The following is a 21,297-nucleotide window of genomic DNA, read 5'->3' as shown; positions in this document are numbered from 1 at the left end:
CGGCGGTCACGGCCCGGTCGCGCCGGTGGAGCTCGGCGGGGAGGCTGTCCAGGGCTTCGGCGAGGGAGGCCGGGTCGGCGCTGCCTCCGCGCGCCGGTGGTGCAGAATCGTCCTTGCGGTCCGCCCGCGAGGACGATTCGCACATCGCCGGACCCACCTGCCCACCCGCCCTCCTTGCCCGCCGCCGGGCAGGAGGGGCCCATAGCCCGTACGGAGCCACGCCTTGAACGACGCCGCGCACGACCTGCACGCCCCGCACTTCATCGGCATCGGCGGCGCCGGGATGTCCGGTCTGGCGAAGATCCTCGCAGTGCGCGGCGCCAGCGTCTCCGGCAGCGACTCCAAGGAGTCCGAGACCGTCCTCGCGCTGCGCGCCCTCGGCGCGACGGTGCACGTCGGCCACGCCGCCGAGCACGTGCCGAACGGCACCAGCAGCGTGGTCGTCTCCAGCGCGATCCGCGCCGACAACCCGGAGCTGGCCGCCGCCCGCGAGCGCGGCATCCCGGTGGTGCACCGCTCCGACGCGCTGGCCGCGCTGATGGGCGGCCGCCGGGCGCTGGCGGTGGCCGGCACCCACGGCAAGACCACCACCACCAGCATGCTGGCCGTCGCCCTCGGCGAGCTGGGCCTGGACCCGTCCTACGCGATCGGCGGCGACCTCGACGCGCCCGGCTCCAACGCCCACCACGGCGTCGGCGAGATCTTCGTCGCCGAGGCCGACGAGAGCGACCGCAGCTTCCACAAGTACGCGCCCGAGGTGGCGATCGTGCTCAACGTGGAGCTGGACCACCACGCCAACTACGCCTCGATCGAGGAGATCTACGAGTCCTTCGAGACCTTCGTCGGCCGGATCACCCCCGGGGGCACCCTGGTGGTCTCGGCCGACCACGACGGCGCCCGCGAGCTGACCGCCCGGGTGGCCGGCCGTGAGGGGCTCGACGTGGTGACCGTCGGCTCCGCCGAGGACGCGGACGTCCGGGTGCTCTCGGTGGTCGCCCGCGGCATGACCAGCGAGGTCACCGTGCTGCTGGACGGCGCCGAGCTGACCTTCACCGTCTCCGTCCCGGGCCGCCACTACGCCCACAACGCGGTGGCCGCGCTGGCCGCCGGTGTCGCGCTGGGCGTCCCGGCCGCCGACCTGGCCAAGGCGATCGGCGCCTACACCGGCGTGCGCCGCCGGCTGCAGCTCAAGGGCGAGGCGGCCGGTGTCCAGGTGATCGACTCCTACGCCCACCACCCGACCGAGATGACCGCCGACCTGGAGGCGATCCGCGAGGGCCTGGACGGCGAGGGCCGCGTCCTGGTGGTCTTCCAGCCCCACCTGTTCAGCCGCACCCAGCAGCTCGCCGAGGAGATGGGCCGGGCCCTCGCGCTGGCCGACGCCTCGGTGGTGCTGGACATCTACCCGGCCCGTGAGGACCCGATCCCGGGCGTGACCAGCGAGCTGATCATCGACGCCGCCCGCCGGGCCGGCGCCGACGTCACCGCCGAGCACGACTTCGCCGCCGCCCCCGCCCTGCTGGCCGGTCTGGCCCGCCCGGGCGACCTGCTGCTCACCATGGGCGCGGGCGACGTCACCAACCTCGGGCCCGCCGTCCTCGACGAGCTGGGGGGAAGTCTCAACCACCTCGCGAACGTTGCCTCCAACGTCTGACGTACGCCGAGCGGGAGTCGTGATGAGCTACGAGATCCAGAAGACCGAGGCCGAGTGGCGCGCCCAGCTCAGCCCCGAGGAGTACCACGTGCTCCGCGAGGCGGGCACCGAGCGCCCGTTCGCCGGTGAGTACACCGACACCAAGACGGTCGGCGTCTACAGCTGCCGCGCCTGTGGAGCGGAACTGTTCAGCTCCGAGACCAAGTTCGACAGCCACTGCGGCTGGCCCTCGTACTACGCGCCGCTGGCCGAGGACCGGGTCGAGTACATCGAGGACGACTCGCTCGGCATGCGCCGGGTCGAGGTCCGCTGCGCCCGCTGCGGCGGGCACCTGGGGCACGTCTTCGAGGGTGAGGGCTACGGCACGCCGACCGACCAGCGCTACTGCATCAACAGCATCTCGCTGACGCTCCGGCCGGCCGAGTAGTACCGGCGGTGGAAGGCCCGGACGATGGCCGTCCGGGCCTTCGGGCTATCCGGCCAGCGGCGCGAAGCGGACCGGCAGGTGCACCAGGGCCCGGTGGAACGGGCCCGGACGCCAGAGCAACTCCCCCGCCGGGGTGGCCAGTTCGAGGTCGCTGAGCCGGCTGGTCAGCTGCTCGATCGCGGTGATCGCGATCAGCAGGGCCGGGTCGCGGGCCGGGCAGGCGTGCGGGCCGGCCGCCCAGGCCAGGTGGGCGCTCTCGCCGCTGCGCAGCTCGGCGCCGTCGGTGGCCGGCGCGGCCTGGGAGTTGGCGGCCGCGTACGAGACCAGCACCAGCGAGCCGGCCTTGATCTCCCGGCCGTGGAAGGTGATGTCGTAGCGCGGGTAGTGGGCGGAGAGGTTGGCCATCGGCGGCTCGTGCCAGAGCACCTCGTCGATCGCCTGGTGGGCGGTCATCGCGCCGCCGAACAGCGAGCCGGCGTAGCGGGCGTCGGTGAGCAGGCGCAGCAGGGCGTTGCCGATCAGGTTGGTGGTCGGCTCGTGCCCGGCGATCATGGTCAGGGTGATCTGGCGGATCACCTCGTCGTCGTCCAGCCCGACCGGGTGGGTGACGAACCAGGAGGCGAGGTCGTGCCGGGGGCGCTCGCGCCGTTCGGCGACCATCGCGGTGACCACCCCGACGAGGTCCCCGTAGGCGGCTCCGGCCCGCTCGCTGGACTCGATCAGCCCGGTGATCGCGGCGACCACCCGGGCGTGGTGCTCCTCGGGCACGCCGAACCAGGTGGTGAGCACGAAGGCGGGCAGCTGGCGGGCGTACTCGGCGATCAGGTCGGCGCGGCCGACCGCCGCGAAGCGGTCGATCAGCTGGTGGGCGACCTCGGCGACCCGCCGTTGCAGCTGGTGCGGCTCGAACAGGGCGAGGCCGTCGGTGATCACCGCACGGTAGCGGGCGTGGGTCCCGCCGTCGCTGAACAGGGCGGTGGGGCGGTAGCCGAGCACCGGCAGCAGCGGGGAGTCCGGCGGGATCGTCCGCTGCCAGGCGCGGGAGTCCTTGGAGAAGGTGTCGGTGTCGCGCAGCAGGTCCAGGGCGGCCTGGTAGTCGGTGACCAGCAGGGCGTCCACACCGGGTGCGATCTCCACCGGGGCGACCGCGCCGTGGCGGCGGAGCCGCTCGTACACCAGCTGCGGGTCGGCCGCGAAGACCGGTCCGTAGATCGGGGTGGGGCGGGTCTCGACGGTCACGGGCGCTCCCGGGCGGCGGTGGAGGCGGCGGGCAGGGTGTCGAGCACGTGCTCGGCCAGGGCGATCAACGCGTCGAGGCTGCTGCCGTGCTCGCGGGCGTCACAGATCAGCAGCGGGGTGGCGGCGTGCAGGTCCAGGTGGGTGCGCAGCACCTCGACCGGGTGGTCCGGGGAGTCCGGGAAGTGGTTGACGGCGACGGCGTACGGCAGGCCCTGCTCCTCGACCATGTCCATGATCTCGAAGGAGTCGGCCAGTCGGCGGGTGTCGGCGAGCACCAGGGCGCCCAGGGCACCGCGGGCGATGTCCTGCCAGAGCGGGAAGAAGCGGCGCTGGCCGGGGGTGCCGAACATGTAGAGCACCAGGTCGCCGGGCAGGGTGAGCCGGCCGAAGTCCACCGCGACGGTGGTGGTGGACTTCTCCGGCAGACCGGCCAGGTCGTCCACCGGCCGTCCGGTCTCGGTCATCGCCTCCTCGGTGTGCAGGGTGGCGATCTCGGAGAGGGTCCGGATCAGTGTGGTCTTGCCGACCCCGAACGGGCCGGCGACCACCAGTTTCATCAGCGTCTGGTCCCGGTCGGTCAGGTAGCCCACCCGGCTCGGCTGCCCCTCGGGGGAGCCGGCCCGGTCACCGGAGCGCACGGAGTCCAACGAGGAGCCTCTCGACGATGGAGCGGTCGGCCTGCTGGGCGCGCGGGATCGGTGCGCGGGCGTGCAGGCATCCCGCCTCGACCAGATCGGCCGCGAGGAAGACGGTGGCGCTGACCGGCAGACGCAGGTGCGCGGCGGCCTCCACCACGGTCAGCGCGCCGGGGCGCAGCAGTTCCCAGAGCCGGCGGTGTTCGGGTTCGAGTTCGGTCGGCGGTTCGGCGCGGTCGGACCGGTCGGCGAACAGCACGGTCAGCCGCTCGAAGCCCTCGGTGCCGGGGCGGCTGCGGCCGCCGGTGGCCAGGTAGGCGGGCACCATCCGCCTGCGGGGGACGGCGTTCATGCGCCCGCCCCTCCCCCAGCCTCCGGCCGGGGGTACCCCCACCGCTCGGCAGGGGCATTCACCCACGCGCGCCTGTCGATGATTCGCTCTCCCCCAGCCTCCGGCCGGGGGTACCCCCATCGCTCGCTCATGAGCCTGCGGTGGGGTCCTGCCGCCGGGACGGACTGGCGAGCGCGCGGCCCAGGGCGGCGACCTGGAGCTGCATCTGGTAGGCCACGTTGCCGAGTTGGGCGTCCGGGGCGGTGAACACGGCGAGCGAGGTGTTCTCCCCGGCGGGGACGACGACGGCGTAGCCGAGGTCGGACTCCACCACGGTCTGGGCCAGTCGGGGCCGTTCGGCGTCGGTGAAGGCGGTGGTGAAGGCGCGGGCGGCGGCGTGCACGGTGGCGGTCATCGCGGCGACCCGCTCCGCGGAGGCCCGGCCGAGGCCGTCGGAGGCGGCCTCGACGAGGCCGTCGCCGGTGGCGACGACCGCGTGCAGCACCCCCGGAAGCTCCAGCAGCGGGTTCAGCACCCAGGAGATCTCGTCGGTGGCGGTCGGGCTGGGCGAGCTGCTCACTGCTCGGCTCCTTCTAAGGTCGGGCCGGTGGTGTGGTCACCGGTGGTGCCGCTTTCGGTGGTCGCGCTGTCTTCGGGTACGGCCCCCTCACTGACGGCGCTGCCGCGGGCGGCCCGCGCCACGGCGGCCCGGCCGGAGCCGGTGCCCTGCTGCAGTGCCTGCCAGTGAGCGGCGGCTCGCTCGGGGGTGCGGGCGTGCGGTCCGGCCGCGGGTCCGCCCGGTTCCCCGGCCGGCTCCCCCGCGGGCTCCTCCGGCGCGAGCGGACGGCGGCGGCGCCGGGTGGGCAGGCCGCTGCCGTCGTCCGTCGCGGCGGGGGCTTCCGCGGCCGGGCCGGGCACCACGTGGACGGCCGGTGCGGGGAGCGGGCCGGGCTGGTTGTGGCGGTCGGCGAGCACCGGCTCGTCCTGCTCGTCGGCGTCGCGCATCGGCGCGACCGCCTGAACCGGGCCGGCCGGGACCGGCACGGCCTGGCCGGTGGGCGCCGGCGCCGGGCCGCTGCCGGCGCGCAACGGCAGCGGGGTGAGCACCGACAGCGGCTGCCCGTCGTCCACCACCGTCACCAGCGCGGCCGGGATCCGCAGGATGGTCCGCATGCCGCCGTACGGCGAGGGCTCGATGTGGCAGGTGAACCCGTACTGCCGAGCCAGCTTGCCGACCACCGCGAAGCCGGTCCTGGGCGGATTGCCGAGCTCGGTGAGCAGCACGTCCGGCGGGCCGGCCAGCAGTCGACGGGCCCGGCGCAGCTGGTCCTCGTCCATGCCGATGCCGCTGTCGTCGATGATCACCAGTGCGCCGCGGCCGCCTTGCTGGACGGTGACCGGGACGTCGGTCTCCGGGTGGGAGTAGGCGGTGGCGTTGGCGAGCAGTTCGGCGATCGCGATGGCGATCGGCTCGGCGGCCCGGGCGACCGCCGCGAGCCGCTGCTCCCGCAGGTGGTTGGCGACCTTGATCCGGGCGTAGCCGGGCACCCGGGAGAGCGCGCCGACCACCACCTCGGTGAGCGGGGAGTCGGTGCGGGCCAGGCCCGGCCAGGCCTCGCAGAGTACGGCGACGGTCTGGATCCGGCGCAGCGCGACCTCGTTACGGAAGTCGACCTCCAGCAGCCGGGGGTCGTCGTCGTCGTGCTGGAGCTGCTGGACCAGGCTCTGGATCTGGTACAGCAGGGTCTGGATCCGGGAGGTGGCGCCGCGCATGGCGGCCCGGGCGGCGGCGTCGACCCGCTCGCGCTCGTCGGCGAGGGCGGCGGTGGCGGCGTCCAGGACGGACTGCAGCGCCCGGACGGCCTCGGGGCCGACGGCCTGCGGGTCGAGCGGGCCGACCAGCGGGGCGTTGGCGTGTGTCAGCCGTACGGCGGTGGCGGCGACCCGCTCCTGGGCGAGGTGGCCGATCTCGGTGAGCAGGGCGGCGGCGTGCTGCTCGGCGGCGGCGAGCCGGCGTTCGGCCTCCTCGGCGCGGGTGGTCGCGGCGGCACCGCGCTGCTCCGTCTCCCGGGCGGCCTGCTCCGCCCCCCGGGCCCGCTGCTCGGCGGCCCGGCGGTGCTCCTCGGCCCGCCGGGCCTGCTCGGCGGACTGCCGTGCGGCCTCCCGGGATTCACGCGACTCCTCCTCGGCGCGGGCGAGTCTGGCCTCGGCGGCGCGGGCGCGCTCCTCGTCGTGGGCGCGGGCGGTCTCGGCGGCCGTGGCCCGGACGACGGCCCGGGCCCGGCCGCGGGAGAGCACGACCATGGCCGCGGCGGCGACCAGCGCCAGGGCGATCAGCGCGATCAGCGTCATCGAAGTCCTCGGAGTCCTCGGGTGTCCTGGCCGTCCTGGCTGTCCTCGGGCGTCCTGGCCCGCCGCCCCGGGCCGTCGCCCGGGGATCGGGTCCGGCCGGAGTGTCAGTTCCGGCCGGAGCGGGGCTGCGGGATGCGGGCGGTGTCCTCGGCCAGTTCGCGGGCCACCAGGGCGACCTGGCCCATCGACTCCAGGATGCCGGGCTTCTCGGAGCCGTCCAGGTGCCGGTACTCGGCCGCGACGGTGAGCACCAGCCGCTCGGGCAGCCCGAGTTCGGGGTGGCGCTGCTCGGCGATCACCCGCCGGGCGGCGTCCAGCGCGGGTATCCCGGCGCCGTGCAGGGCGTGGGCGCGCTCGCGGACGTAATCGAGGTAGCCGATGTGCTGCTGGACGCCGTCGCGGTCGAGCACCGGGCCGTGGCCGGGGACGAAGATCTCGGCGCCGGTGGCGAGGGCCTGCTCGCAGGCACCGATGATGTTCGCCAGTGGTCCGGCCCAGTGCGAGGGGTGGTCGCCGGGCTGTTCGGGGGTCGAGGAGAAGATCACGTCGCCGGTGAACACCGCGCGCTGGTGCGGGAGGTGGACCATCAGGTCGCCGCCGGTGTGGGCGGCGGGCAGGCTGGTGATCTGCACCGGGTAGCGGCCGACCTTGAACTCCAGCTCGCCGGTGAAGACGGTGTCCGGGTGCACCGGCTCGGTCTCGGACCAGTCGAAGCCCCCGAAGTGCTCCCGCAGGTAGCCGCCGAGCGGGGAGTCCGGGTCGCTGTTGGCGATCAGTGCGTGCTGCTGCTGCGGGGAGGGCTCCCAGTGGATGTGGTCCAGCGCCTCGCGGGTGGCGATCACCTCGGCGTCCGGGAGCACCCCGGCGCCCCACAGGTGGTCGCCGTTGGCGTGGGTGACGACCACCCGGTCGATCTCCACCCCGGTCGGCAGCAGGCGCCGGCTCGCGGCGAGGAACTCCCCGGCCAGCGAGGGGTCGTACGGGGTGTCGATCCAGAGCGCGGTGGTGTCGGAGGCCAGCAGGCCGCAGTTGGCCAGGCCCCAGCCCCGCTTCGGGGGGAGCCACACGTACAGGTCCTGGGCGATCGCGCTCACGTTCGCACGGTTGATCGTCATGCGCGCGATTATGCCCATGTCGTGTCGGATCCGGGGCAGAACCTGCGCGGACGACTGGAGTTCCTGCCCCGAACTCGCCCGGGCTGTCCGAATTCGCACCCCGAGGTCGAGACCGATCGTCTCGGACTCCGGAATGATTGGTCTACACCGCAGAGGCCTCGGGGCCCCGGGCTCACAGCGGCGGCAGGATCCGGCAGACCTCGACCGTGACGTCCACGGTGTCCAGGCCGATCACCCTGCCCTCCACCGCGACGAATCCCTTCTCTCCTGAGCGGAACAGCGCCGCCAGCGGCGACGTCCGGTTCGCCGTCGTCAGCGCCTCCACCGCCATCGCCGAGCCGAAGGCGAACACCCCGCACAGCACGATGCACGGCGCGTGCCGGGGCGTACGGGTGACGAAGATGAAGCCGTGGTCGCGGATCAGCTCCCCGGTCGCGTTGTACAGCGCCTCGAAGGTCATTCCGCCCCAGCGGGCGCGGGCCGCGTCCGGGTACTCGATCCGGAAATCCGGGAATACCGCGTCGAGCACCCCGCCCGAGTAGGAGTTGACGCCCGGCCCGCCGATCGAGAAGGTCGGCATCCGCGGGTCCTGCGCACCCGCCACCACCAGCTCGATGGTCGCTTTCCGGTTGACCTTCCGCAGCAGGTCGATCAGCTGCGCTATCGCCCTGGCCTCGGCCATCGGCACGAACAGCACGTTCCGCGGCTCCCGACTGGCCAGCAGGCAGCCGTCCGTGGCGTAGGCGAACTCCGCGACCTCCAGGCTGGGCGTGATGATCTGCACCCGGCTGTACGGCGCCAGCAGCGCCCGCAGGAAGCCGTACCGCAGGAACACCCTGGTCCGGGCGAGGGAGCGGGCGGCGAGGAAACCGATCACGGCCGGAACCGAAGCGATCAGGACCTGGAGCAGGATCTCCATATCATCCCCCCGGAGGAAGACTCGGCCACGAACTGTGCACCGATGGACAATTTCCCGCCCATGGCCGGAAATACCCCCTCACGCACAATTCGCCGCCGTGCCTCTCCGGACTTCGCAGGACTCCGTAGGAATTCACCACCCCTCGCGACCCCGCACACTATCGACGGCGCGTCGGATTCGCGGCTCGGCCGGCTACGTAAGCCGCTTGATCCCCTTGCGCTCCCCCGCGCAGCGCTCGTACCCCAGCCAGGCGTTGATCGCCAGCATCGGCGCGTTGGTCATGTCGTTGCTGGTGTACGCGTGCCGGTAGCCCGCCGTCGCAGCGAGCCGCAGCGACTCCAGCTTGGCCAGCTTGCTCAGGCCGCGGCCGCGGAACTCCCGGCGGCAGGCGGTGAACGCGGACCAGTAGCGGTCCACCCCGTCGGTCTGCACCATGGTGAACGCGGCCGGTGCGCCGTCCACCACGGCGACCACGGTCAGCCCCCGGTCCAGGTCCGGTCGGGCCCAATCGTCACGCAGCCACTCCTCGTAGTCCAGGGCGTCAATCGACACCTCGCCGGGCTCGTCCCGGATGGCCTCCGCCTCCACCAGGAACAGCGGGCGCGGATCGTCCGCCCAGTCGGTGGCCGGGCGCAGCTCGACACCGGCCGGCCGTACCGGCGCCTGGGGCAGCGGCAGCGTCAGGTCCCTCCCGCCGAACTGCGCCGTGCTCCCGAGCTCGTAGCCCCGGGCGGAGGCGAAGGCCAGTGAGTCGGGCTCCTCGTCCAGCCAGGTGTGCAGCTCCGTCACCCCGTGCCCGGCCAGGTGCCGTTCGGCCGCGGCCAGCAGCGCGGTCGCCGCGCCGCGCCGCCGGAACCCCGGCAGCACACTGCCGTTGGCGTAGCCGACGCCGGTGGTCGTCGTCCCGAGCACCAGGCCGCAGCGCACCGCGCCGACCACCCGGCCGTCCGACTCGACGACGAAGGTGCGGAAGTGCTCGTCGGGATTCTGTCGGGCGTTCATCCAGAGCAGGGCCTCGGCGGTCATCACCAGGTGCTCGCGCCCGGCCCGGTGGGCGGTCGCCACCGCCTCGGCGTCCTCGGGGCGGAAGTCCCGGATCGTCAGTTCAGTCGAAGTCATGGGTTCGCACGCTATACGGGGCCCCCGCCCGGCGCCTCCGGTTTTCCCGTCCGCGGGCCACCCCACCTGCGCGGACGGCCCGGGCCGGGGGCCGGAGTCCCTCCTCACCAGGACGGCAAGCTCAAATAATGCTCTGAGAAGACCGGGTGAGGCTTGGCAGCCACCCCACTCGGGGACATCCTCAGCAACACGGCCACGCGGTCCTGGCGACGACGCCCGCACCGCCCGACGGCCTCCCCGTCCAGCCCTCCGAAGGGGGCGAACCGATGACTTCCCCTGCCCTGGACCTGCCCGGCTCCGCCGCCGTCACCCGGCTCGGCGTGGGCCTCGGCTGGCGCAGCGAGATCGACACCGTGGTCGAGCGCCAACCCGGCCTGGACTGGGTCGAGGTGGTCGCCGAGAACATCTGCGCCGACCACCTGCCCACCTCGCTCACCGTGCTGCGCGAACGCGGCGTCACCGTCGTCCCGCACGGCGTCGGCCTCGGCCTCGGCGGCGCCGACCTGCCCGACCCCGACCGGCTCGGCAGGCTCGCCGGGGCGGCGCTCGCGCTCGGCTCCCCGCTGGTCACGGAGCACCTGGCCTTCGTCCGGGCCGGCGGACTGGAGGCCGGCCACCTGCTGCCCGTACCCCGCACCCGGGACTCGCTGCGGGTCATCGCCGAGAACGTCCGGATCGCCCAGGACCAGCTGCCGGTGCCGCTCGCCCTGGAAAACATCGCCGCCCAACTCGCCTGGCCGGACGACGAGTTCACCGAGGGCGAGTTCCTCGCCGAACTGGTCGAGCGCACCGGTGTCCGACTGCTGATCGACGTCGCCAACCTGCACACCAACCGGGTCAACCTGGGCGTCGACCCGGCCGCCGAACTCGACCGCCTGCCGCTGGAGGCGCTCGCCTACGTGCACGTCGCGGGCGGCACCCTGGTCGACGGCGTCTGGCACGACACCCACGCCCACCCCGTCACCGAACCGGTGCTGGAAGTCCTGGCCGAACTCTGCGCGCGGGTCGCACCGCCCGGCGTCCTGCTGGAACGGGACGCCGACTTCCCGCCGCCCTCGGAGCTGGCCGGTGAACTGGACGCCATCCGCCGGGTGCTGGAGGGGAGCACCCTGCAATGAAGGACCTGGAAGACGCGACTGAGACCGGCAACCGCGCCGAGCCGAAGAGGCGCGCCGGTACCGAAAGGGAGAAGCGAGGAGGCCCCGAGGAACGAGGGGCATCCAAGCGCCGACCGTCGGCACCGGGTTCGGAGCGCCTCGGAGGCGAGTGCGCGACCGGCACGGCCCGGGAGAGGTTGGCCCGGCGCCAGGCGGAGCTGCTGACCTCCCTGGTGGCCGGCGGGCCCGTCCCGCCCGGCTTCGACCCGGACCAGGTCCGCGCCCAGTCCACCGGCCTCGCCGCCAAACGGCGCGACACCACCACGAAGATCGCCCCCGACCTGCCCCTCCTGCTCGGGTCCCGGTACGGGCCGCTCTTCCTCGACTACGCCCGCACCCACCCGCAGACCGGCGGCTACCGCGCCGACGCCCGGGCCTTCGCCGAGTGGGTGCACACCGACGGCGGCCCGCTCGCCGCCGACCGCCGCCGGGCCCTGGAGCAGTGGCTCCACCCGGCACCCGAGCGGCCGCCCGGCCCGCTCGCCCGCCTGCGCCGGGCCCTGCGCGGACGCTGATCCAACGTCATCTCGGGGGAACCGCCCATGTGGCACAACAGCTACTTCCTGATCCCGGCCGTCCTGTTGGCCGCCGCCGCCCTGTACGCCATCCGGACCCGGCAGCGGGTCGGCCACGTCCCGCACCCTCAGGGCCTGCCCGGCCGCGGACTGCCGCTGCTGGACACCGCGTTCCTGGCCGGCGGCCCGGGTCGGGTCTTCGACACCGCGCTGGTCCGGATGCACCTCGGCGAGCAGGCCGTGATCAGCCGCGCCGGTCTGGTCACCCTCACCGGCGGCAAGCCGTACGACGCTGTCGACCAGGCGGTCCACGACGCCGCCGGCCCGACCGGCAGCCGTCAACTCGCCCCGCTGCGCCGTATGGTGATGCGCTCGGCCGCGGTCCAGGAGATCGGTGACCGGCTCGCCGACCGCGGCCTGATGCGCCGCCCCGAGCGGCTGCGACACGCCCGCAAGGCCCGTCGGCTGCTCTGGCAGACCGTGCTCCTCGTCGCGGCCTCCATCCCGGTCTCGCTGCTGCTCGACAACGGCGACCTCCTCGGCGACCGCCCCAACCTCTTCATCCCGGGCTTCCTGCTGTTCGCCGGCGCCGTCGCGCTGGTCACCACCGCACCGGCCAAGGGCCTGGTCACCCCGGCCGGGCAGCGCCAACTGACCCTGATGCAGGGCACCCCGTGGACGCCCGCGTCCGGTGTCTCACCGAAGCTGGCGGGCGGCGCGGTGCTGGGCGCGGTCGCCCTGGGCGGGCTGGCCGCGGCCTCGCTGGACAACCAGGAGCTGGAGGCCGCGATGCTGGCCGTGGCAGCCGAGGAGGAGGCGTTCCGGCAGGCTACCTCGGCCTCGGCCTCGTCCTTCTTCTCCTCCTCGTCCTCGCCCTCGTCCTCGTCGTCCTCCTCCTGCGGCGCCTCCACGACCTGGTACGACTCGCCGGACTCCGGTTCGACGCACCACTCCTCGTGCGGCTCCTCGCACCACTCCTCGTGCGGCTCCTCGCACCACTCCTCGTGCGGCTCCTCCTCCAGCTGCGGCTCCTCGTCGAGCTGCGGGTCCTCCTCCAGCTGCGGGTCCTCGTCGTCCAGCTGCGGTTCGAGCTGCGGGAGCAGCTGCGGTGGGTCCTGACGTCACAGTTCGGTATCGCGGTCCGGGAAGTCGTTCCCCACGCCGTCGACCCAGGCATACAACAAGCCCATGTGGTTGCTGTTCCTGATCCCGGCCTGCGTCGCGGCGGTGCTGTCCTGCCTCCGGCTGGTGCGGATGACCGCCACCGCCGACGCCCTGGCCGACCAGGAGCGGCTGCGCCCGCCGGAGGCCGTCGGTATCGGGCTGTACGAGACCGCCTACCTGGCCGGCGGCCCGGACCGGGTGGTGGAACTCGCCCTGGTCCTGATGGCCGGCCGGGGCCGTCTGCACCTCGCGCACACCGGCTGGACCACCGTGGTCGACCCCAAGGGCCGCAGCCGCCTGGAACGCGCGATCATCGCCACCGTCGGCCCCGAGGGCCAGTGCCGTACGGACGAACTGCGCCGGGCGATGGGCGAGCACCCCACCGTGCTGGAGATCGGCGCCCGACTCGCCCTGGCCGGCCTGGCCACCCCGGCCCTGGTGCAGCGCAACACCGTGGTGGTGGTCCGCCAGGTCCGGCACGCCATGCTGCTGACCCTGCTCCTGCTCGCCGCCTCCCTCTCGCTCAGCGGCTTCACCGGCGGCGACACCCTCGCCCCGCTCGCCTGGTTCTCGCTGCCCCTGGTCCTCACCTCGGGCACCCTGCTGATGGCCCGCGTCGATGTCTACCCCTTCACCCGCTGGGCCTCCCCCATCGGCCAGGAAGTCCTCCGCGAGGTCCGCCCCGCCCGCCAACGCGGCCTCGCCGACGACGAGGAACGCGAACTCCTCACCGCCGTCGCCATGAACGGCCCCGCCGCCCTCCCCGACCCCCGCCTGCGCGCCGCCCTCCGCCCGCACCGGACGTGAACCGGGCACGGCCCCGGAAACGGCCGGAGGCCGCCTCCCCCTTGCCGGAGCAGGGGGAGGCGGCCTCCGTCGTCACGGCCGAAGCGGTCAGACCAGGCCGTTCAGCAGCTCGCTCACCGGCTTGCGGCGGCCGGTGAAGAACGGCACCTCCTCGCGGACGTGCAGCCGGGCCCGGGAGGGGCGCAGGTCGCGCATCAGGTCGACGATGCGGTGCAGCTCGTCCGCCTCGAAGGCGAGCAGCCACTCGTAGTCGCCGAGGGCGAACGAGGCGACCGTGTTGGCCCGCACGTCCGGGTAGCCGCGGGCCATCTGGCCGTGCTCGGCGAGCATCGCGCGCCGCTCGGCGTCCGGCAGCAGGTACCACTCGTAGGAGCGGACGAACGGGTAGACGCAGACGTAGTCGCGCGGACGCTCGTCGGCGAGGAACGCCGGGATGTGCGACTTGTTGAACTCGGCCGGGCGGTGCAGCGCCATGTTCGACCAGACCGGCTCCAGGTGGCGGCCCAGGCCGGTGCGGCGGAAGCGGTTGTACGCCTCCTGCAGGTCGTCCGAGTCGCCGGCGTGCCACCAGACGAGGATGTCGGCGTCCGCGCGCAGACCGGACACGTCGTACGTGCCGCGGACCGTCACGTCCTTCGCGGCCAGCTGGGCGAACAGCTCGTCCACCTCGGCCGCCAGGGCCGTGCGGTCCTCGGGCAGGGCGCCCTTGAGCTTGAACACCGACCACATGGTGTAGCGGATGACCTGGTTCAGGTCGCGCGCCTTCTTCTTCTCGGGCTGCTGCTCCGGCTGCTGCTCAACGGTCTCAGTCATGCGCCCATTGTCCTCTCCGTGGAACCTTCCCCGGTCGCCGGGGTCAACAGTCTGTCGATGGCCGCCGCGGCGGCGGCCGCGGCGGCGGCCGCCGAACCGATACAGGCCGGAATGCCGACCCCGTCGTACGCGGCGCCGCACAGCGCCAGCGCGCCCACCGCCTCCGCGGCCGCCCGCACCCGGGCCACCCGGTCCAGATGGCCCACCGGGTACTGCGGCAGGCCGGCGGTGAAGCGCGAGACGAAGGTGTCGTACGGTCGGGCGGTCAGCCCGACCGCCTCCTCCAGGTCCGCCAGCGAGCGGGCCACCAGCTCCTCGTCCGGCAGCTCCAGCGCCTCGTCCTCGCGGTAACGGCCCAGCGAGGTGCGCAGCAGGAAGGCGTCCGGGGCGGAGCGCTCCAGCCAGCCCCACTTGTTGGAGGAGAAGGTCGAGGCCTTGATCCGCCGGCCGTCCACCGGCGGCACCAGGAAGCCGCTGCCGCTCGGCGGCTCGGCCAGGTCGGCCCGGCGGAACGCCAGCGTCACCAGCGCCATGCCCGCGTACTCGACGGAGTCCAGCTCGACGGCGGCCGCCGGGGCGTCCGTGCGCAGCAGCCGGGCCGCGGCCGGGGCCGGGACGGCCAGCACCACGGCGTCGGCGTGCAGCACCTCGCCGCCGGCCACCACGCGCCAGCCCTCGGGGGTGCGGCGCAGCTCGTCCACCGGGGTGTCGGTGCGCAGGTCCACGCCCGCCTTGACGCAGGCGGCGGCGACCGCCTCCGGCAGGGTGCCGAGGCCGCCGCGCAGCCCCTGGAACACCGGGGTGCCGACCACCTGCGGCCGGGAGGCCAGCTCGCGCACCCCCTCGACCAGCGAGCCGCCGCCCTGCGCGATCGGCAGCAGCTGCGGTACCGCGGCGCGCAGCGAGATCTCGTCGGAGCGCCCGGCGTAGACGCCGCCCAGCAGCGGCTCGACCAGCCGGTCCACCACCTCCTGGCCGAGCCGGTCGGCGACGTAGCGGCCGATCGCGACATCCGCCCCGACCTCGGTCCCCCGCTCGTGCCGGGCCCGCTCCAGCCCCTCGGCGGTCAGCACCCCCGAGGCCGCCAGCGCCTCCAGGTCACCCGGGACGCCCATCACCTGCCCGCCCGGCAGCGGCCGCAGCGCGCCCCGGGTCCAGATCGCCGCCTTCGCGGTGGTCGGCGGCTCCAGGTCCTCCCCCAGCCCGACCGCCCGCGCCAGCTCCACCGCCTCCGGCCGCCGCGCCAGCACCGATTCGGCCCCGAGGTCCACCCGGACCCCGCCGACCTCCCCGCCCCACAGCTTCCCGCCGACCCGCCCCGACGCCTCCAGCACCGTCACCCGGGCCCGCGCCGGCCCCCCGGCCGCCCCGCTCAGAAAGGCGGCCGCAGCCAGCCCCGCGATCCCACCACCGACGACGACGACCTGTGCATCCGACATGCTTCGCAGTCTCGCAGGTCTTTACGTCAGCGCCTCAATCCGCTGCACGCCCGCTGTTGGGCACCAGCCCGTCCAGGTCGATCTCGATCGGGAAGGGCACCGGACGTACGAGCTTTCCTCGGAAGATCCCGGCCGAGACGTAGGAGGAGGTCACGGGCTCCAGCTCGAAGACGTGCACAACCGGCAGACCGACCTCCTCCTCGACGATCCAGTAGTGCGGGATACCTGCCTCCGCGTACTTGCGGAACTTGACCGTTCGGTCGCGGTGCGCGGACTCCGGGGAGACGACCTCGACGACGAGGGCCACCTCATCGGGAGCGAACTGGGTGCGATCAGGCTCGAACTCGGCTCGGACTACGAGCACGTCCGGCTCGGGGCGGTTCCGCTTGTCGAGCTTGATCGACATCTCCCTGCCGACCCGGTGCCCCTTCGGCACCTGGCGACGCAGCGTGTACACGAGGTCCGTAACGACGTCGCCGTGCCACCAGCGCTGGGGAGACATCATGAAGACCAGGGCTCCGTCGATCAGTTCGGTGTGCCGCGGCGCCTGCGGCAAGTGGTCGAGGTCGTCGGCAAACCAGCCCTCGTCTCTGGGCGCGTACATCCAGTCCGGCAGCTCGCTCATGCCCCCAAGATAGCGAGTTCCGAGGCACTGCGACCCGCCGCTCAGAGCGTGTGGTAAGGAGGGGCCATGGTGCACCTGTGGGGCGGGCGGTCGTGGTCTGTCCGGAGGGGGCGGGTGGGTTGCCGACGCCTCGGCCGACGGCGGAGGTCTTGGGTGGGGACGGGCGGGCGCGGGTCGTGGACGCGACCGGGGCGGACTGCACCGAGGAGTTCGTCGCCGGTGCCCGGGCGGCGCTCGGCACCGCCGCGCCGGGCGGGGATCGAGGTCACGGCGGGATGGATCGCGTCCGTCCCGGCGCCGCGCTGTGACGGGGTCGCGATCTCCCGGGCGGGTGGCGGGCCCGCCGCAGTCGAAGGGCCCGCCACCGCCGTACGTCGGTACGCCGACGCGTCAGTGCGTCAGTGCGTCAGCGCGCACTGGCCTCGTGCACGAAGGCGACCAGGCGGGAGAGCGCGTCCGGGTCCATGGACGGCAGCACGCCGTGGCCGAGGTTGAAGATGTGGCCGCTGGTGCCGAGCGCCTGGGCGGCGTGCAGCACCTCACGGGCCTTGGTCTCCACGACCTTGGTCGGCGCGAACAGCACCGCCGGGTCGAGGTTGCCCTGCAGGCCCTTGCCGGGGCCGACCCGCTCGGCGGCGACGTTCAGCGGCACCCGCCAGTCGACGCCGACGATGTCCGCGCCGGCCTGGCCCATCAGCCCGAGCAGCTCGCCGGTGCCGACGCCGAAGTGGATCCGCGGCACCCCGTAGTGGGCGACGGAGTCGAAGACCTTGGTGCTGGCCGGCATGACCGAGCGGCGGTAGTCGTCCGGCGCGAGCGAGCCGACCCAGGAGTCGAACAGCTGGATCGCCGAGGCGCCCGCCTCGATCTGCACCTTCAGGAAGGCCGAGGTGATCTCCGCGAGCCGGTCCACCAGGGCTGCCCACAGCTCGGGCTGCCCGTACATCATGGCCTTGGTGTTCTCGTGGTTCTTCGAGGGCCCGCCCTCGACCAGGTAGCTGGCCAGGGTGTACGGCGCACCGGCGAAGCCGATCAGCGGGGTCTCGCCGAGCTCGTCCACCAACAGGCCGACGGCCTCGGTGATGTACGGGACGTCGTCGGGCTCCAGCGGGCGCAGCCGCTTGAGGTCCTCGAAGGTGCGGATCGGATCGGCGATGACCGGACCGATGCCGGGCTTGATGTCCACGTCGATGCCGACGGCCTTGAGCGGCACCACGATGTCGCTGAAGAAGATCGCCGCGTCCACCTTGTGCCGGCGCACCGGCTGGAGGGTGATCTCCTTGACCAGTTCGGGCCGCATGCAGGACTCCAGCATGGGGATGCCCTCGCGAACCTTCAGGTACTCGGGCAGCGAGCGGCCCGCCTGGCGCATGAACCACACCGGGGTGTGCGGCACCGGCTCGTGCCGGCAGGCGCGCAGGAACGCGGAGTCGTGCGCGGCGCCGCGGCGCGCGGGGGTGGGTCGGCCGTCGAGGGTGGCCGCCGTCGTGTCTGCCGTAGTCTCGCTCACGGGTCAAATCTTCGCATGCGCCTCGGTCCGCACTCCCCGGGCGGCCTCGTCGCTTCCTCCAAGATCTGGCCGGGTTTGCCGTTCCGGCACGCCGCGCGGACGGAAGTTGCGGCGATAACCCGGGTTTTCGACCTAGTCTTCGGGTCATGGCAGCGGTCGGCGGGCACCCCGCGCAGGGTGGCGGAGCAGGTGGCGGAACGGGTCGGGAGGGGGCGCCGAGTGAGTTCCGGGCCGCCGTGGAGGCCCTGAACGGGGCGCGGCTTCGGCCCGAGATCCAGCTCTCCCCCGCGCCGGCCCCGCGCCGGCTCGCCCCGCACGCGGTCGCGCTGACCGCCACCGTGGAGGTGGACGGCGAGGAGCTGGCCGACGGCCGGCTGGTGCTGCTGTACGACCCGGCCGGGCAGGAGGCCTGGAACGGGGAGTTCCGGGTGGTCACCATGACCCGGGCCGAGCTGGAGCCGGAGATGGCCGGCGACCCGATGCTCTCCGAGGTCGGCTGGGCCTGGCTGATGGACGCGCTGCAGGCGCACGGCGCCGGGTACACGGAGCCGTCCGGCACGGTGACCCGCTGCGCCTCGCAGTACTTCGGCGGCCTGGCGGACCGCCCGTCCTCGACCGAGATCGAGATCCGCGCCTCCTGGACGCCGGCCGACGGCCGGTTCGAGCGGCACCTGGCGGCCTGGGGGGACCTGCTCTGCATCAGCGCCGGGCTGCCGCCGGCCACCCCGGACCCGCAGCCGGCGGCCGAGGTCACGTCACTCGGCGGGGTGGTCCCGATGCCTTCCCGGCGACGCCCGCGGTCGCACTGACGAGTGGCGTCCGGGCCGGGCGGCACCTCCCGCCCCGACGCCACCCCCAGGACTGACGGAGTGTGACTTCAATCCCACTCTGCGTCAATTAACCGGCCAGAATCGACCGATCGGCGACGCTTCTGATCGATTTTGTACGAATTCGAAGCATGTTGCATCAGTCATATGCACGATTTGTCCGTATTGCTACTCACTAGATCGTGATCTTTCGCTAAAGCCGCACGCGGTAGCTGCCGAAGCAGACTGTGACCCTTTCCAAACGCGGAACACTCCGACCGCCCCCATCGGGGTTCCGTCCGCCACTCCCCGCAGGAGGCCTGGTGTCGGTCCTTCTTGAGCACCCCGCAAACATGGTCGCCTACCGCCCGACCAAGCCCACCGCCATGGTGGTCATCGCCGATCCCCGCGTCCGAAACACCGTCACCCGCCACCTATGGGCGCTCGGCGTCCGCGACGTGATCGAGGTGTCCTCAATCGCCGAGGCCCGCCCCCGGGTCTCCACTCCGCGCGACATCTGCGTCGCCGACGTGCACCTGCCCGACGGCTCCGGGCTGACCATCCTCGCCGAGACCCGCGCCGCGGGCTGGCCCAACGGTCTGGCCCTGTCCGCCGCCGACGACATCGGCGCCGTCCGCTCCGCCCTGGCCGGCGGCGTCAAGGGCTACGTGGTCACCGGCACCCGCACCAATGTCGCGATGTCCGGCCGCCCGGGCCTGCCGCTCGGCGCCGCAGGGCTGGCCGGACGGATGCGCCGCCCCGGGATGCCGGGCATGCCGGGTGCCGCCGGGGCACCGGGCGCTCCCGGTGCCCCCGGTGCCCCCGGTGCCCCGGGCCCGCAGCAGGCCGCCTACCGCGAGCTGTCCGGCCGCGAGGTCGAGGTGCTGCGGCTGGTCGCCGAGGGCCAGTCGAACAAGGCGATCGGCGTGGCGATGGGCCTGTCCGCGCTCACCGTGAAGAGCCACCTGGCCCGGATCGCCCGCAAGCTCGGCACCGGTGACCGCGCCGGGATGGTCGCGGTCGCGCTGCGCACCGGCATCATTCACTGAGCCGATCGGGGCCGAACCACTTGTCGAACCACTGCGGCGGCTCAGGAGGAACGTTTCCTCCTGAGCCGCCGCAGACGTGAGAAGAGGGACGCCGCAGGCGTAACAGGAGCTGCCGCAGGGATGCGTGAGGGGAACCCCGGGCGTGGGAAGGGGCGCCGCGGCCGTGCGCGGAGGGACCCGCCGCCTCCGCCGGCAAGGGTCTGACCAGTCCGACAACACTCCCAGTTCCGGGGACCGTCGTACCCTTGGTGGGTGACCGACGCCGTAGCAGCCATCCCAGAAGAAGCAGCCCCGGTCCCGCTCCTCGAACCGAAGGAGGGGATCCCGCCCGTCGTGGCGGACGAGCGGGCGCTGGCCGCCACGGTCGCCGCCTTCGCCGCGGGCACCGGACCGGTCGCCGTCGACGCCGAGCGGGCCTCCGGCTACCGCTACGGGCAACGCGCGTACCTCATCCAGCTGCGCCGCGCGGGCTCCGGCTCCGCCCTGATCGACCCGATCGCCTGCCCCGACCTCAGCGGGCTGGGCACCGCCATCGCGGACGCCGAGTGGGTGGTGCACGCCGCGACCCAGGACCTGCCCTGCCTGGCCGAGGTGGGGATGAGACCGCAGCTCCTGTTCGACACCGAGCTGGCCGGGCGGATCGCCGGCTTCGCCCGGGTCGGCCTCGGGCCGATGACCGAGAACGTGCTCGGGCTGAGCCTGGCCAAGGAGCACTCCGCGGTCGACTGGTCCACCCGCCCGCTGCCCGAGCCCTGGCTGCGCTACGCGGCTCTGGACGTCGAGGTGCTGGTCGAGCTGCGCGACGCACTCGAACAGGAGCTGGACGCCCAGGGCAAGCTCGACTGGGCCCTGGAGGAGTTCGCCGCGATCGCCGCCGCGCCCCGCCCGGCGCCGCGCACCGACCCCTGGCGGCGCACCTCGCAGCTGCACAAGGTCCGTCGGCGCCGCCAGCTGGCCGTGGTGCGCGAGCTGTGGCTGACCCGCGACCGGATGGCGCAGGAGCGCGACGTCTCCCCCGGCCGGGTGCTCTCGGACGCCGCGATCGTCAACGCCGCGCTGGCCATGCCCCTGAACATCGCCGCGCTGCAGGCCGTGCAGGGCTTCGGGCCGCGGCTGCACCGGCGCCAGCTGGACCAGTGGCTGGCGGCGGTGCAGCGCGGCCGGGAGATCCCGGAGAACCAGCTGCCGCCGGCCGCCGCGCCGCACGACGGACCGCCGCCGCCGCGGGCCTGGGCCGAGAAGGACCCGGTGGCCGCCGCCCGGCTGTCCGGCGCCCGCGCCGCGGTCAGCGAGCTGGCCGAGCGTCACCACCTGCCGGCCGAGAACCTGATCACGCCGGACCTGGTGCGCCGGGTGTCCTGGGAGCCGCCGGGCGAGCTGAACGCCGACGGCGTGGCCGCCGCGCTGCGTCGGCTCGGCGCCCGGCAGTGGCAGGTCGACCTGGTGGCGCCGCCGGTGGCCGCCGCGTTCGTCGCCGCCGCCGCGGCCCAGAGCTGACCCGGCGGTACTTCGAAGACAGGGCTCCGAAAAGGGGATGCCGTCCGTACGGACGGCATCCCCTTCGGCGTCTCCGGGAAGCCTTCCTGGTCGGACGTGTCGCGGGACACATGGTCCGAACCCT

20 protein-coding genes and 2 pseudogenes are annotated in these 21,297 nt (G+C 73.7%); 10 read left to right on the top strand and 12 right to left on the bottom strand.

What is annotated here, in order from left to right; all coding sequences use genetic code 11:
- The first annotated feature begins 223 nt into the window (after nucleotides 1–223).
- Together murC and msrB are read left to right on the top strand one after the other, a co-directional pair.
- Complete coding sequence (gene murC / locus ABZW30_RS16610; RefSeq protein ID WP_355671810.1) at nucleotides 224–1,654, top strand: UDP-N-acetylmuramate--L-alanine ligase; 1,431 nt, start codon at nucleotides 224–226, stop codon at nucleotides 1,652–1,654.
- Nucleotides 1,655–1,676: 22 nt separating this feature from the next.
- On the top strand, nucleotides 1,677–2,081 hold the full coding sequence (msrB, locus tag ABZW30_RS16605) for a peptide-methionine (R)-S-oxide reductase MsrB (protein WP_355671809.1): 405 nt from the start codon (nucleotides 1,677–1,679) through the stop codon (nucleotides 2,079–2,081).
- Nucleotides 2,082–2,126: 45 nt separating this feature from the next.
- Here msrB and ABZW30_RS16600 read toward each other — a convergent pair whose 3' ends face one another.
- The 8 genes from ABZW30_RS16600 to ABZW30_RS16565 all read right to left on the bottom strand — a co-directional run bounded on the left by ABZW30_RS16600 (nucleotide 2,127) and on the right by ABZW30_RS16565 (nucleotide 9,791).
- Complete coding sequence (locus tag ABZW30_RS16600) at nucleotides 2,127–3,320, bottom strand: cytochrome P450 (protein WP_355671808.1); 1,194 nt, start codon at nucleotides 3,318–3,320, stop codon at nucleotides 2,127–2,129.
- Nucleotides 3,317–3,877 carry an ATP/GTP-binding protein gene (locus ABZW30_RS16595; protein WP_355671816.1) on the bottom strand — a complete coding sequence of 187 codons (561 nt, stop codon included), beginning with the start codon at nucleotides 3,875–3,877 and terminating at the stop codon, nucleotides 3,317–3,319. Before ABZW30_RS16595 ends, ABZW30_RS16600 begins: the two co-directional genes overlap by 4 nt.
- A 67-nt stretch (nucleotides 3,878–3,944) precedes the next feature.
- A complete protein-coding gene (locus tag ABZW30_RS16590) occupies nucleotides 3,945–4,307 on the bottom strand; it encodes a DUF742 domain-containing protein (RefSeq protein WP_355671807.1) in 363 nt (120 codons plus the stop codon).
- Nucleotides 4,308–4,434: 127 nt separating this feature from the next.
- Nucleotides 4,435–4,866, bottom strand: a complete 432-nt coding sequence (locus ABZW30_RS16585) for a roadblock/LC7 domain-containing protein (RefSeq protein ID WP_355671806.1) — start codon at nucleotides 4,864–4,866, stop codon at nucleotides 4,435–4,437.
- Entirely contained in the window at nucleotides 4,863–6,638 is a 1,776-nt protein-coding gene (locus ABZW30_RS16580) for an ATP-binding protein (RefSeq protein ID WP_355671805.1), read from the bottom strand. The genes ABZW30_RS16585 and ABZW30_RS16580 overlap by 4 nt, the downstream gene beginning before the upstream one ends.
- 104 nt (nucleotides 6,639–6,742) lie before the next feature.
- A complete protein-coding gene (locus ABZW30_RS16575; protein ID WP_355671804.1) occupies nucleotides 6,743–7,753 on the bottom strand; it encodes an MBL fold metallo-hydrolase in 1,011 nt (336 codons plus the stop codon).
- Nucleotides 7,754–7,925: 172 nt separating this feature from the next.
- Nucleotides 7,926–8,672, bottom strand: coding sequence for a hypothetical protein (locus tag ABZW30_RS16570; RefSeq protein WP_355671803.1), 747 nt, complete (start codon nucleotides 8,670–8,672; stop codon nucleotides 7,926–7,928).
- 192 nt (nucleotides 8,673–8,864) lie between these two features.
- Nucleotides 8,865–9,791, bottom strand: coding sequence for a GNAT family N-acetyltransferase (locus ABZW30_RS16565; RefSeq protein WP_355671802.1), 927 nt, complete (start codon nucleotides 9,789–9,791; stop codon nucleotides 8,865–8,867).
- A gap of 320 nt (nucleotides 9,792–10,111) precedes the next feature.
- Between ABZW30_RS16565 and ABZW30_RS16560 the strand changes: the two are divergent.
- The 4 genes and pseudogenes from ABZW30_RS16560 to ABZW30_RS16545 all read left to right on the top strand — a co-directional run.
- A pseudogene (locus ABZW30_RS16560) lies at nucleotides 10,112–10,879 on the top strand (DUF692 domain-containing protein); the annotation flags it as partial.
- 206 nt (nucleotides 10,880–11,085) lie between these two features.
- On the top strand, nucleotides 11,086–11,463 hold the full coding sequence (locus tag ABZW30_RS16555) for a hypothetical protein (protein WP_355671801.1): 378 nt from the start codon (nucleotides 11,086–11,088) through the stop codon (nucleotides 11,461–11,463).
- 27 nt (nucleotides 11,464–11,490) lie between these two features.
- Complete coding sequence (locus ABZW30_RS16550; protein WP_355671800.1) at nucleotides 11,491–12,582, top strand: TIGR04222 domain-containing membrane protein; 1,092 nt, start codon at nucleotides 11,491–11,493, stop codon at nucleotides 12,580–12,582.
- 69 nt (nucleotides 12,583–12,651) lie between these two features.
- Nucleotides 12,652–13,434: a TIGR04222 domain-containing membrane protein gene (locus tag ABZW30_RS16545; protein ID WP_355671799.1), complete on the top strand. Its 783-nt coding sequence runs from the start codon at nucleotides 12,652–12,654 to the stop codon at nucleotides 13,432–13,434.
- An 87-nt stretch (nucleotides 13,435–13,521) separates the two neighbouring features.
- Here the strand turns inward: ABZW30_RS16545 and hemQ are convergent, their stop codons facing one another.
- Genes hemQ through ABZW30_RS16530 form a run of 3 tightly spaced genes read right to left on the bottom strand, consistent with a single transcriptional unit; the run spans nucleotide 13,522 to nucleotide 16,311 of the window.
- A complete protein-coding gene (hemQ, locus tag ABZW30_RS16540) occupies nucleotides 13,522–14,247 on the bottom strand; it encodes a hydrogen peroxide-dependent heme synthase (RefSeq protein WP_355671798.1) in 726 nt (241 codons plus the stop codon).
- Complete coding sequence (gene hemG, locus ABZW30_RS16535; RefSeq protein ID WP_355671797.1) at nucleotides 14,244–15,686, bottom strand: protoporphyrinogen oxidase; 1,443 nt, start codon at nucleotides 15,684–15,686, stop codon at nucleotides 14,244–14,246. The genes hemQ and hemG overlap by 4 nt, the downstream gene beginning before the upstream one ends.
- A gap of 34 nt (nucleotides 15,687–15,720) precedes the next feature.
- Complete coding sequence (locus tag ABZW30_RS16530) at nucleotides 15,721–16,311, bottom strand: Uma2 family endonuclease (RefSeq protein WP_355671796.1); 591 nt, start codon at nucleotides 16,309–16,311, stop codon at nucleotides 15,721–15,723.
- Between the two features lie 50 nt (nucleotides 16,312–16,361).
- On the opposite strand from ABZW30_RS16530, the pseudogene ABZW30_RS16525 reads away from it, so the two are divergent.
- Nucleotides 16,362–16,547, top strand: a pseudogene (locus tag ABZW30_RS16525) (DUF523 domain-containing protein); the annotation flags it as partial.
- Nucleotides 16,548–16,717: 170 nt separating this feature from the next.
- Here ABZW30_RS16525 and hemE read toward each other — a convergent pair.
- Nucleotides 16,718–17,731: a uroporphyrinogen decarboxylase gene (gene hemE / locus ABZW30_RS16520; RefSeq protein ID WP_355671815.1), complete on the bottom strand. Its 1,014-nt coding sequence runs from the start codon at nucleotides 17,729–17,731 to the stop codon at nucleotides 16,718–16,720.
- A gap of 236 nt (nucleotides 17,732–17,967) precedes the next feature.
- Here hemE and ABZW30_RS16515 point away from each other — a divergent pair, with 236 nt between their 5' ends.
- The 3 genes from ABZW30_RS16515 (at nucleotide 17,968) to ABZW30_RS16505 (ending at nucleotide 21,173) form a co-directional block, all read left to right on the top strand.
- Complete coding sequence (locus tag ABZW30_RS16515) at nucleotides 17,968–18,630, top strand: DUF3000 domain-containing protein (RefSeq protein WP_355671795.1); 663 nt, start codon at nucleotides 17,968–17,970, stop codon at nucleotides 18,628–18,630.
- Between the two features lie 320 nt (nucleotides 18,631–18,950).
- On the top strand, nucleotides 18,951–19,676 hold the full coding sequence (locus tag ABZW30_RS16510; protein WP_355671794.1) for a response regulator transcription factor: 726 nt from the start codon (nucleotides 18,951–18,953) through the stop codon (nucleotides 19,674–19,676).
- A 252-nt stretch (nucleotides 19,677–19,928) separates the two neighbouring features.
- Nucleotides 19,929–21,173: a ribonuclease D gene (locus tag ABZW30_RS16505; protein ID WP_355671793.1), complete on the top strand. Its 1,245-nt coding sequence runs from the start codon at nucleotides 19,929–19,931 to the stop codon at nucleotides 21,171–21,173.
- Nucleotides 21,174–21,297 lie beyond the last annotated feature (124 nt).

The sequence above is a fragment of the Kitasatospora sp. NPDC004669 genome (assembly GCF_040609455.1).
Lineage (GTDB): Bacteria > Actinomycetota > Actinomycetes > Streptomycetales > Streptomycetaceae > Kitasatospora.
The sequence above is the reverse complement of the archived record's forward strand: the minus strand, read 5'-3'. Positions and strand labels throughout refer to the sequence as shown.

Bases quoted from the DNA above. Each gene is read 5' to 3' on its own strand.
- ABZW30_RS16550 (WP_355671800.1), top strand. From the start codon at position 11,491: ATGTGGCACAACAGCTACTTCCTGATCCCGGCCGTCCTGTTGGCCGCC.
- hemG (WP_355671797.1), bottom strand. From the start codon at position 15,686: ATGTCGGATGCACAGGTCGTCGTCGTCGGTGGTGGGATCGCGGGGCTG.
- ABZW30_RS16570 (WP_355671803.1), bottom strand. From the start codon at position 8,672: ATGGAGATCCTGCTCCAGGTCCTGATCGCTTCGGTTCCGGCCGTGATC.
- ABZW30_RS16530 (WP_355671796.1), bottom strand. From the start codon at position 16,311: ATGAGCGAGCTGCCGGACTGGATGTACGCGCCCAGAGACGAGGGCTGG.
- ABZW30_RS16595 (WP_355671816.1), bottom strand. From the start codon at position 3,877: ATGAAACTGGTGGTCGCCGGCCCGTTCGGGGTCGGCAAGACCACACTG.
- hemQ (WP_355671798.1), bottom strand. From the start codon at position 14,247: ATGACTGAGACCGTTGAGCAGCAGCCGGAGCAGCAGCCCGAGAAGAAG.
- ABZW30_RS16590 (WP_355671807.1), bottom strand. From the start codon at position 4,307: ATGAACGCCGTCCCCCGCAGGCGGATGGTGCCCGCCTACCTGGCCACC.
- ABZW30_RS16580 (WP_355671805.1), bottom strand. From the start codon at position 6,638: ATGACGCTGATCGCGCTGATCGCCCTGGCGCTGGTCGCCGCCGCGGCC.
- ABZW30_RS16565 (WP_355671802.1), bottom strand. From the start codon at position 9,791: ATGACTTCGACTGAACTGACGATCCGGGACTTCCGCCCCGAGGACGCC.
- ABZW30_RS16575 (WP_355671804.1), bottom strand. From the start codon at position 7,753: ATGACGATCAACCGTGCGAACGTGAGCGCGATCGCCCAGGACCTGTAC.
- msrB (WP_355671809.1), top strand. From the start codon at position 1,677: ATGAGCTACGAGATCCAGAAGACCGAGGCCGAGTGGCGCGCCCAGCTC.
- ABZW30_RS16545 (WP_355671799.1), top strand. From the start codon at position 12,652: ATGTGGTTGCTGTTCCTGATCCCGGCCTGCGTCGCGGCGGTGCTGTCC.
- ABZW30_RS16515 (WP_355671795.1), top strand. From the start codon at position 17,968: ATGGCAGCGGTCGGCGGGCACCCCGCGCAGGGTGGCGGAGCAGGTGGC.